Annotated in this window: 11 protein-coding genes and 1 pseudogene; 6 read left to right on the top strand and 6 right to left on the bottom strand. The window is 46.2% G+C overall.

Annotation, left to right across the window (positions count from 1 at the left end):
- The 4 genes and pseudogenes from AC3DOM_RS11090 to recD2 form a co-directional block, all read right to left on the bottom strand.
- Positions 1 to 226: pseudogene (locus AC3DOM_RS11090) on the bottom strand (ABC transporter permease); the annotation flags it as partial.
- Positions 223 to 954, bottom strand: coding sequence for an ABC transporter ATP-binding protein (locus AC3DOM_RS11085; RefSeq protein WP_487919112.1), 732 nt, complete (start codon positions 952 to 954; stop codon positions 223 to 225). The pseudogene AC3DOM_RS11090 and the gene AC3DOM_RS11085, both read right to left, overlap by 4 nt.
- 11 nt (positions 955 to 965) lie before the next feature.
- Complete coding sequence (locus AC3DOM_RS11080; protein ID WP_487919111.1) at positions 966 to 2,420, bottom strand: alpha/beta hydrolase; 1,455 nt, start codon at positions 2,418 to 2,420, stop codon at positions 966 to 968.
- A 541-nt stretch (positions 2,421 to 2,961) separates the two neighbouring features.
- Complete coding sequence (recD2, locus tag AC3DOM_RS11075) at positions 2,962 to 5,145, bottom strand: SF1B family DNA helicase RecD2 (RefSeq protein ID WP_487919110.1); 2,184 nt, start codon at positions 5,143 to 5,145, stop codon at positions 2,962 to 2,964.
- A gap of 87 nt (positions 5,146 to 5,232) precedes the next feature.
- Between recD2 and AC3DOM_RS11070 the strand changes: the two genes are divergently transcribed.
- The 3 genes from AC3DOM_RS11070 to AC3DOM_RS11060 are packed head-to-tail and all read left to right on the top strand — an operon-like array spanning position 5,233 to position 6,682.
- Entirely contained in the window at positions 5,233 to 5,844 is a 612-nt protein-coding gene (locus AC3DOM_RS11070) for a type IV toxin-antitoxin system AbiEi family antitoxin domain-containing protein (protein WP_487919109.1), read from the top strand.
- Positions 5,841 to 6,437, top strand: coding sequence for a nucleotidyl transferase AbiEii/AbiGii toxin family protein (locus AC3DOM_RS11065; protein WP_487919108.1), 597 nt, complete (start codon positions 5,841 to 5,843; stop codon positions 6,435 to 6,437). The genes AC3DOM_RS11070 and AC3DOM_RS11065 overlap by 4 nt, the downstream gene beginning before the upstream one ends.
- The gene (locus AC3DOM_RS11060) at positions 6,353 to 6,682 is read left to right on the top strand and encodes a nucleotidyl transferase AbiEii/AbiGii toxin family protein (RefSeq protein WP_487919113.1); all 330 of its coding nucleotides are present in this window, start codon (positions 6,353 to 6,355) and stop codon (positions 6,680 to 6,682) included. Before AC3DOM_RS11065 ends, AC3DOM_RS11060 begins: the two co-directional genes overlap by 85 nt.
- A 94-nt stretch (positions 6,683 to 6,776) precedes the next feature.
- Here the strand turns inward: AC3DOM_RS11060 and AC3DOM_RS11055 are convergent, their stop codons facing one another.
- Both AC3DOM_RS11055 and AC3DOM_RS11050 read right to left on the bottom strand, forming a co-directional pair.
- Positions 6,777 to 7,565, bottom strand: coding sequence for a hypothetical protein (locus tag AC3DOM_RS11055; protein WP_487919107.1), 789 nt, complete (start codon positions 7,563 to 7,565; stop codon positions 6,777 to 6,779).
- Positions 7,566 to 7,886: 321 nt separating this feature from the next.
- Positions 7,887 to 8,123: a hypothetical protein gene (locus AC3DOM_RS11050; RefSeq protein ID WP_487919106.1), complete on the bottom strand. Its 237-nt coding sequence runs from the start codon at positions 8,121 to 8,123 to the stop codon at positions 7,887 to 7,889.
- Positions 8,124 to 8,228: 105 nt separating this feature from the next.
- On the opposite strand from AC3DOM_RS11050, the gene AC3DOM_RS11045 reads away from it, so the two are divergent.
- The 3 genes from AC3DOM_RS11045 to AC3DOM_RS11035 are packed head-to-tail and all read left to right on the top strand — an operon-like array spanning position 8,229 to position 10,689.
- Positions 8,229 to 8,834 (top strand): type IV toxin-antitoxin system AbiEi family antitoxin domain-containing protein, encoded by a 606-nt coding sequence (locus tag AC3DOM_RS11045; RefSeq protein WP_487919105.1) that lies wholly within the window; start codon positions 8,229 to 8,231, stop codon positions 8,832 to 8,834.
- On the top strand, positions 8,831 to 9,730 hold the full coding sequence (locus tag AC3DOM_RS11040; RefSeq protein ID WP_487919104.1) for a nucleotidyl transferase AbiEii/AbiGii toxin family protein: 900 nt from the start codon (positions 8,831 to 8,833) through the stop codon (positions 9,728 to 9,730). The genes AC3DOM_RS11045 and AC3DOM_RS11040 overlap by 4 nt, the downstream gene beginning before the upstream one ends.
- Positions 9,727 to 10,689, top strand: coding sequence for a M28 family peptidase (locus tag AC3DOM_RS11035; RefSeq protein WP_487919103.1), 963 nt, complete (start codon positions 9,727 to 9,729; stop codon positions 10,687 to 10,689). The genes AC3DOM_RS11040 and AC3DOM_RS11035 overlap by 4 nt, the downstream gene beginning before the upstream one ends.
- Positions 10,690 to 10,749 lie beyond the last annotated feature (60 nt).

Here is a 10,749-nt window from a genome sequence, read left to right as displayed (position 1 = left end):
CATTGCTTTCAAGGAATTGAATCAAGCTTGGCGCATACTCGGGATTCTGGACAGGCAAGGTAAGTGACTTATCAATATCTTCTCGCATGCTGGACCCGAAAATGACCAGCATGATGCCCAGTATAATCGGTCCGATTAATGCTCCTAACAACCCGGTTACCCAACTGCGAGTATCACGAATACCATCCAGGACTTCCTTTTCAAAGATGATCCAGATCTGCTTCATGCCAAACCATCCTCAGAGCCGATGATCTCGATAAAAGCATCCTCGAGATTATCCTTTCCAGTTTTGTGGAGCAATTCATCGGATGTCCCCTGTGCTGCAACAATCCCATTTGAGATGATGATAATCTGATCGCAAAGCGCGGCCACCTCCTGCATGATGTGACTGGTCAGGAGGATACACTTTCCATCGTCGCGCAGTTTTCGGATAAACTGGCGCATGGCGCGCGTGCTTTTGACATCCAAGCCATTGGTTGGCTCATCCAGTAAGACATTGCCCGGGTTGTGAATGAGTGCGCGTGCGATGGCAACCTTGAGCTGTTCGCCTGTGGAGAATCCCTCCGTTTTTCTGTTGGCGATGGATTGCATATCCAGGATATTCAGTAACTCATCCATGCGCTTCTCAAGCTTCTGGCCCCTCAGTCCGTGCAATTTGCCAAAATAGCGGATATTCTCGCGCGCTGTCAGACGCTCATAGATTCCCTGCGCATCCGAAAGTACACCGATCCGGGCTTGTACGTCAATGGGCATTTGTGTAACGTCAAATCCATCTATGCGCGCCAGCCCACTATCTGGTTTGAGAAGTGTGTATAACATGCGGAGTGTCGTACTTTTTCCCGCACCGTTTGGACCGAGTAGACCGGTGATCTGTCCGTTGGATGCCGAAAATGATAGGTTTTGAACGGCTTTTATCTTACCGAATGACTTGGATAGGCCCTGAACTTCAATCATGATATATCCTTCTATGGTTGGGGACCGCTAAAATCAACAAAGAATGGCGGCGGCATGATATTTTTTACGCAGGAAGTATCCAAATCCTTGACAGTTGCGCTCTCAATGAACTTGTCCAGGATCCTCGTTGTACACTCAGTTGTTACATTCCCATGTCCCATGCTTTTGAAGATCAGATGCAGGCTGTTTGGGAGAGATTGGACTAAGCGCTCAACATGCCAGGGCGGCGTGATCGGATCTGCTTCCCCGGACAATATCAGGACTGGAATATCGGATGAAACAGGTGCTCGTAGAACAGACGGCACGTCGCCTTTCGGCCAGGCTTTACATACTTCGATGAAATCCAGAGTACGATCGCCAAAGATACTCTCTGCGCCATCCTGTTTTGCTTCAATAGGAGAGATTAGCGGGGCATCCTCCGTGCAGGTGACGGCGTAGAACATCCCATCGTACACGCCACCATCCAGAAGATATGCCTGGGCAATCAACGGTGCATAATTTTTTTCTGTGTACGCTTGATGAATGCTCAAGGGGAGTAAGGCGACAAGGTCAGGAGAATACAGCGCGCTAAAAATTATATCGGTGAAAAATACTTTGGTGACCGTGAGTTCGAGGGGCTTCCCGGTAATGGGGTGAGGAATGGTGATGTCAGCTGGGGATTGGTCCAAATCCCGCAAAACGGTATCAAGCTCGGTTCTCAGGTTGGGATAGGTGGATGTACAGGCTTCATTTTTCTCGCAACGGGAAAAAAAGAAATCGAGAGCCTTCTGCCCATCCTGAGCGGCATCTTGATAGAGAACAAATGCGGGGTCAACCACTGCATCCAATACCAGACTGCGGACTTGTTCGGGATACATTTTGAAGTAGGTAAGCGCGGCGCGTGTGCCGTATGAAACGCCGTACAGATTGATGGTTTGATATCCAAGGGCAGAGCGCACCTGCTCCAGATCCTGCATGGCAAGATCGGTGGTGTAATACTTTAGATCCGCATCCAGCTTTTTGGGACATTCTTTGAGCAAGAGAATGTCTTGCTCATTGTCCAGGAATATATCGTCGGAATCAAGACAACGCAAGGGATTGGATTTTCCAGTGCCGCGCTGGTCTACCAGGACGATATCGCGCTTCTCGTTAACTTTGAACAGGCTGGCATACATGGCAGGGAAGATCTCGACGATTGACTGTCCCGGACCACCGGCCAGGACAAACAAGGGATCCGGTTCAGCGCTGCGCCTGATTGCTGGCACAACTGCAATGTTGAGATTAATCTTGCGGCTTTGTGGATTAGACCGGTCTTCAAGGACCGTCAGCGTCCCGCATTTGGCAATTACCTGAAGGGGCACACCGGGAGATGACAAGGTGCAGTTTGTCATCTCAATGGCTGGAACTACTGTGTCTGATGTTACCCGTGGCGCACAGGAGGAGAGCAGAATTATTTGAAGAACAAGAAAAAAGATGAGTTTACGCATTGATATTTCCCGCAAGGATTTTACAAATTCAGTACTTTACGAATTTGTGTTCTCTACCCTAGTAAATGAAACTGAAATCACTATTGCAAGGTGTTTAATCCTGAAATCGTGATCTACTGAATTTAGTTAAAATACCCTAATTCATACGCATGGGGGCAATATCTTTCCTTGTGTCCCGGCTTACCACAAAGCTGACAAGGAACAGGCGGCAAAGATTCACCAGCGTGTTTGAAATCATCAATTCGGCTCATAAATTCAGCATAAAGGCGATAAGCCAATAACAATATGGATCGCATATTATGGAGTATAGCACACCCATTTTCTTTATAAACGATGTGTTTTCATGGGGAGCACTCAAGATATATAGAACAATATTGCAATCAGTCTCTCGCTCATCAATTGCAATATTACTTGCCCTCAGAGTGTAATACGTCATACCCACCTTTATCTCCAAACGAAATAAAGAAATTGATAAAAAAAGCAGGCGTATATCAAATGGTGCCTGGAGAGTCGCAATTACACCCTCTTTGTCTTGTCTTTTTTATGTCTGTAACCGCATCTTCAATGCACTAAAACGCTGAGCGACCTTGTTATTGTGTACAGCAATCCCTATCGCACGATTATTTCCGGCAAGAACACATAAACTTCGCGCACGGGTGATCGCTGTGTAGATCAGGTTGCGTTGCAGCATCATGTAATGCTGCGTTACCACAGGCATCGCGATCACAGGGAATTCTGAGCCCTGCGCTTTATGGACAGAAACAGCATAGGCAAGGTTCAGCTCATCCGCCTCGCTCCATTCATACTCAGCAGGGTGTCCTTCAAAATCCACAGCCAAAGTTTGGTTTACCAAATCGATCCCCTGAATAAAACCAATATCTCCATTATAGACATTCTTGTCATAATTATTGCGGGTTTGCATAACCTTATCCCCCACTCTGAATATCGTCCCGTATAGACTCTTTTCAGCTTTTCCATTTGTGGCGGGATTGAGTTTTTCTTGCAGTCGCTCGTTCAGGATCGTGACACCTGCCGGGCCTCTGTAGAGTGGGGAAAGTACCTGGATGTCAGCCAGAGCATCAAAGCCAAATTTCTGCGGCACACGCTCCGTAACTACATCTACAAGCCAATCTGCTGCCGCGCCAGCATCTTCTGATGGGAAGAGATAGAAATCTCCCTGTTCCCCTTTTGCAAAGAAGGGCATTTGCCCCTCGTTGATCCTATGAGCGTTGGTGATGATCTGGGAGCCTTCTGCCTGGCGGAAGATGGTTTTCAGGCGTGTCACCGCGGCAACTTCGCTCTCGATCAGATCGCGTAAGACATCCCCAGCCCCGACAGATGGAAGCTGGTCTATATCGCCTACAAAAAGCAGATGCGTGCCAGGACGCAACGCCTTTAGCAAATGATTGGTCAGCAACAAATCCAGCATGGAGGCTTCATCCACCACCAGAAAATCCACGTTCAAAGGGTTGTCGGGATTACGCTTAAACCCGTCCACAGGAGAAAATTCCAACAAGCGGTGGATCGTGCTGGCTGGGCTACCGGTTGCTTCGGATAAACGTTTTGCTGCCCGTCCCGTTGGAGAGGCAAGCGCATAGCGTTTTTTGCGGGCGTCCAGGGTTGTGATCAGGGCTTTCAGGCAGGTGGTCTTGCCTGTGCCGGGTCCGCCTGTCAGGATGGATACCGGATGCGCCAGCGCCATCCTCACAGCCTGCTCTTGTTCATCGGAAAGTTCAAGCCCTGTTTGGGGAAGTTTTTCCTGCAAGAGAAGGGGCGCTTGCGCCTTTGTCAGCGCCTTGATGCGTTCTGCTACCCCGACTTCACCCCAATAAAGCGGCGTCAGATAGACCACGTCTATCATTTCATCATCGCGGCCATTCGGCCTTGGTAATTTCTCCTGACGAATACGTTCCTGCCCTTCAAGACGTTCCAAGCCTGCGGGGATCAGTTCGTGAGACACGCCCAAGAGTTCTATCGCTCGCTGGACGAGCATTCCTCTGGGGACATAGACATGCCCCTGGTTGATGGTTTCATTCAGGGCAAAAACGATGCCTGCTTCAATGCGAGAGCGGTGTTCAGGACTCAGCCCCAACGCCTGGGCAATCCGGTCAGCGGTCTTGAAGCCAATCCCGTAAATATCGCGCTCCAATTGGTATGGGTCTTCCTGCACGACCTGCAGGGCTGTGTCCCCGTATTCCTTATAGATCTTTACCGCCAGGTTCGTGCTTACACCGTGTGCATGAAGGAAGACCATGATTTCCTTGACCTGCTTCTGCTCTTCCCAGGCGGCGATGATCTTGCCCGTCCGATCCCGTCCAATGCCAGAGACTTCTTCCAATCTGTGTGACTGGTGCTCAATGATCTCAAACGTCGCTTCCCCGAAACATTCCACGATGCGCTCTGCCAGCTTGGGTCCAATACCCTTTACCATGCCTGAGCCAAGATAGCTTGCCATCCCTGCAACCGTGGATGGAAGCACCTGTGTACAGATTTCCGCCTTGAATTGTTTGCCATGTTTGGGGTGGGTATCCCAGATCCCTTGAAGTTGTAGATGCTCTCCAGGAGAGACTTCCGGCAAATTCCCCACAACCGTGATCAGCCCGTCTCGGCTCAACCCCGGCAGGCGCTGACGCCCACGCACTTCCGGGCGCAAACGCAGCACGGTATAGCCGTTTTCCGGATTGTAGAAGGTGATGCGTTCCACTGCGCCTGCGAGCTTGTCCATAGGCGTAAGTATACCTGTACGATGGCTGTGGAAAGGGGGGAATAAAAAGAACTTTGTGTTTATGCTCATTTGGATTATAATATAAGCATGAAAGCAAAAGAATTGTCTGCACCTATCGAGAAAATATACCAACTCTTAGAAGAGCAGAATGGTTTTTTTCGTACTGCTGATCTTTCCAAACTAGGGATTCCAAGTTCTTACATCACCTTACTTTTGGAAAGAGGTGAGATCAAAAGAGTTTCAAGGGGATTATATACGTCTGATGATGTTTTTTTAGATGATATGCTAATTCTTCAAACAAAATTCAAAAATGCTATTTATTCCCACGAAACAGCCCTTTTCTTGCTAGGGTTATCTGATCGAAACCCTCTCTTTTACACATTAACCGTACCCTCCGGTTATAACGCTTCCGGACTAAAAAGAGATGGGGCGAAAGTTTTCTTTATCAAACCGGAACTGCTGAACTTAGGTCTGCTATCCATTAATTCACCCTTTGGAAACCCCATTAAGACCTTTAACCTGGAAAGAACGATTTGCGACATCGTCCGAAACAGAAATAAAGTCGATATCCAGATCGAAAATCAAGCTCTGAAAAATTACGTCAGTCATAAAGACAGGAATTTCAATCGTCTTTTTGAATATGCAACGAAACTTCATGTTTTGAAAACGGTCAGGGAAATTGTCGAGGTTCTTTCATGAGTAAGGCAATGCAACTAAAAGCCAGAGCCAGAAATAAAGCCCAGGAATATCACATTCCTGCTCAAGCTGTTTTACAGAGTTATTTTTTGGAACGCTTTTTGGAAAGAATTTCCATATCAAGCTACAAGGACGCCTTCGTTCTCAAAGGAGGTATGTTGATCGCATCCATGGTCGGGATTGGCAGCAGAACTACCATGGACATGGATACCACTTTGCGAAGTTTTCCCCTTTCTGAAGATGCGCTTGTGGATATCGTGTCTAAAATTTGCTCGATTCAATTGGATGATGACGTCACATTCACGCTTGAGACCATTAAGCCGATTCGAGAAGATGACGTATATGGCGGATTTCGGGCTGGTCTTATTGCCCAGCATGAAACGATTAGCACACCTTTGAAAGTCGACATTACCGCTGGCGACAGAATCACTCCAGGTGCAATACGACACCAATTCCAATCAGTCTTTGATGAGAAATCAATAGATATCTGGGCCTATAATCTCGAAACGATATTAGCAGAAAAAGTCGAAACCATTTTGCGGGGGGAATCTTCAACACCCGCCCCAGAGATTTTTACGATGTCTATATCCTCCTGAAAACTTTTCCTGACGCTTATAACCCAAAGATATTTTCAGATGCATTTGAAGCTACCGCTGAACACAGAAATTCTCTCCATACTTTCAGAGACATAGAAAACATCTTGGCCAACATACAAAATGACAAGGAAATGCAGCAACGTTGGGAGCAATACCGTAAAGATAATGATTTTGCCAAAGATATTTCTTTCGAAGCGGTATTGCAAGCGATATTAGATATCTCATCTGATTTATCGCTAGCTTAGCTGCCCCTCCCGACAAAAAGGTGTGCGACATCAACCGTTTAAAGTGTGTTGCATACTCCGTTTAATCTGTACGACATGGTGTGTTTTATGCAGATTACTCAATCGTGCCACAGGCTTGGGTAGTATCTCTGCTGAAGCGGAGATTGAACAAGCGTGTGGTAATGCCTGCTTCATATCTCTCTGTCCAGACAACCAACCCCAGCGCCAAGGCTTCTTTCAGCGCACGATGAATAGACGAAACATCGAAGCCAGTGCCCGCATCGTAGCGACGACGTCCATTGTCATACAGGCGACCTTTTGCGATCTCATCTGCGCTGAGCCAGACACGCTCTTTATTGTTGAAGCCCCAGGTATGGCGGAACAGATATTCAACGGTAAGAATGGTTGACGCACGGGTGATATTCGTGGTGATGTCAGTCCAGACTTTGGGGACTTTGAAGTAGTTCTGTGCTGGGGGAGGAAAACCGCTAAAAGGTTTGCCTGTGTTTCCCTCGTTTTTTTCATGGATACGGGGACGATAGGTGCGCAGGCGACGTGCCAGATCGACCTGATCCTGTTCGATCTCCAGTAAACCCAATTCGACTAAAGCTTTTCCTGCGTTCTGAACCGAATTTTCGGATATGCTTGTGCCGTTGTCAAAACGTTCAAACTTATTGCGACGCCGCCCCAGGCGAATCTCATTTGCGGATAGTTGAACCTGTCCGTTGAATCTGCCTGTCCCCCAGGTGTGCTTGAGAATATATTCGGTCATTTTGAGCATGGGGGCAAAGCGTGATCCATGCTCATTGCGAACACCGTGCCAGATATCAAACCAATCGTAGGGGAGGCGATCCCAGTCTTCTGCTGACTCTGAGAAGCCAATAAAGGTGGGGGATATAGTCATCATGTGCCTATATTAGCGTCTTATGAGCAAGGGTACCCCGCTCGTGTGCAAATTTAATCAAAAAGGAGTTTCTCAAGTGAGTAAAACGGTAAAACGCACAGGTTAAACGGTCGATGCCGCACAGTCGGGAGAGGGGAGAAGATGGGTCTACTCACGCCTAAATTTGGAATGAGATCCACGAGTTGTTGTAGACGGCATGGGAATGCCGATGAGTCCGTACAGCTTATGGAAATCCGAATTCCTAACCAGAAACATACTCAGTTTTTATAGATTATGTAGAAATCGGCATCTAGAACCATAATATTTTTAATGAAAATAATGTTAGCTATCTGTCCATTTCCCACTGTTCAGCCGTTCTTGAATTTCACCACCCAGATCATTCAACACCCGGTGAAAAGCGCTGAAATTATCTTTATGACCATGCACCGCATCAAGTTCAATCTCTTTTAGCAGGCGGACAAGAAAAGGTAGATAATCATCAATGTCAATATTATCACCAAGGTCGTGGGCGAAGTCCTCGATAATTTGTATAATTTCGTCGTCATTGGATAGGGGCATACAATGAATTATAGCATTTTAGTGAGGGGCCTAACAATAGAAAAGCGTGTATAATATTCTAGCAAGTTTTCTTTGAACTTACTAGAATATTATACATAAATACCAATGAAAAAATCAGCACAAGAAACCGCTCTAGATCTATTCAAGAAAAAACAAGGCTGGCTCAGGACCCGACAAGCCCTGGATTTGGGCATTAGCTCGCGCACCCTCTATGCCTTGAGAGATTCAGGGAAAATTGTCCAGGAGAACCGAGGCCTCTACCGATTGGCGAGTATGGGATTGTCTTCCCATAAAGACCTGATTCAGGTTAGCCTGCAGGTGCCCAAGGGCGTGGTTTGTCTTATTTCAGCCCTGGATTTTTACGGTGTAACCACCCAAATCCCCCATTTTGTTTATCTTGCCATGCCAGCCAACACTGAGAAACCTCGCATTAAGTACCCTCCATTGCGTATTTTCAAAATGTCGCCCAAAATATATGAGGCGGGCATTCAGGAAGAAATTGTCGATGGCATTCCTCTAAAAATTTATTCTTTAGAAAAAACAATTGCGGATTCTTTCAAGTTTCGTAAAAAGACCGGCATGGATGTAGCCTTGGAAGCACTGCGCCAGGCTATTGAAGAAAAACGCTGTAATCTCGATATGCTCATGCAATACGCACGTTTAGACCGTGTGGCATCGCTCATTACCCCGTATCTGGAAGCACTTCTATGACCCAAAATACCTCTGCATCAGTTCACAGCCGCTTATTGAAAAAAGCCCGTACTAGTGGGCGTCCTTTAAATGATTATCTCCAATACTATGCCATTGAGCGTTTTCTCTACCGCCTTAGCCAATCTCCCTACTGTGATGATTTTATCCTCAAGGGAGCTTTAGCTTTTCAGATTTGGGGAGGCCCTTTGCATCGCTCTACAAGGGATATTGACCTATTGGGTTCTATGTCCAATGAAGTAGATAACCTGGTCAGTATTACCCAAGAAATTTGCTCGCTGTCCGTAGTAGAAGATGGCGTATCCTTTCCGCCAGAAAATGTACAAGGCACCTTAATCAAGGAAGATGCAGATTATGAGGGTGTACGTCTGGAGTTTTTCGGCTATCTGGGAAAGGCGCGCATCAAAATGCAGATTGATGTTGGTTTCTCTGACCAAATCTCCCCAAATCCTGTGCGTACAGAATATCCAACCCTGCTATCTTATCCTGCGCCAAAGCTAAAGAACTATCCGCAAGAAAGTGTGATCGCGGAAAAATTCCAGGCAATGATCTATCTTGGGGAGATTAATAGTCGCATGAAGGATTTTTACGATATATGGTTTTTAGCCTCACATTTTGATTTCAAAGGCTCCCTGCTCCAGACAGCGATCATGCAAACCTTTCGCCATCGCAAAACAAAACTCCCATCCAACCCGATTCCCGCCTTTTCTGAAGAATTCGCAAAGAAGAAAATTTTGCAATGGATTGCTTTTCTGGAACGCAATGGCATAGAGAACGCGCCTTATGAGTTTTCAGTCATCACACAGAAAATAAACATTTTCCTTTCCCCGATTATCGAAACGATTACTCAAGAGGCCCCATTTACACTTCAGTGGAAAAATCAGGGATGGGAAAAATGAATATTAGATTACTAAAAAAATGGAGCGAAGATCTTGCGGGACAGTTTTCACGTCGATTGACAGGCAAAGAGAAAGAGCGTTTCCTTGATAAGATCGAGGAAGAATTACAAGAGTGTAACTCCGAAAGCGAGCGAATAAAAATCAAGCACTGGGGTTTCACCAATCGGTTGCTTTTTACAAAATGTGAGAAGCCTGAAGTGGTCTTTCTAGCTCATTACGATACCCCAACGATCATGCCTTGGGGAATTTCATCAGCTTTCACACTCTTTGGTCATACCAGGCAAGTTCTGGCTTCGATCTTTCTGATTATCCTAACCTTGACCCTAAGTGCAATTTATCATTGGCTCGAATTCAATGGTTTTGGATATTGGGCAACAATTTACCTGATGATTACGAGTATCTTGCTTGTGATTCCTATCTTTTTTCCAAACCCCAACAATGCGGAAGATAATACCAGTGGGGTAATCGGCCTCTTGGCTTTGGCGGAGCAGATCAAAGATGAGAGCTTCAAAGAGAAGGTTCAGTTCGTCTTCTTAGATAATGAAGAATGGGGCTTGATCGGTTCAAATGCGCTGAAAAGGATCTGGCAAAAGGATAATCACCTTCGAGCCAATACAGCCATCATCAATCTGGATTGTGTTTCTCGCGGCGAAGTCCCGCTGCTTGTTTATCATCATAATAATCGCGTTGCTCAGGAAGTGCTGCCTTTTTTACAGGAACACCTTCCGCAAACTCAAATGCTTGATATGAAAAGGGTTCCACTTTCCGACAATTACACCTTTCGGGAGAAAGGGGCGATTGATATTTCCTATGCTGATAAAACTATCATCCCTGGGGGATTTTATATCCCAAAAATTCATACACCAAGTGACAAGGATTTTTCTCCTGCGAAAACAGCACAGTTGATCAACGCCCTTACTGAGTTTCTAGAAGAAAAGTTTACGGATACCATAGCTTAGTAACTCGCCCGAAAGAATAGCTTGCTCAACACTAGATTTCGTAATTAAGTGTAGTTGAAT

The organism is Candidatus Desulfolinea nitratireducens, assembly GCF_982879505.1.
This window is presented reverse-complemented; position numbering and strand designations above follow the sequence as displayed.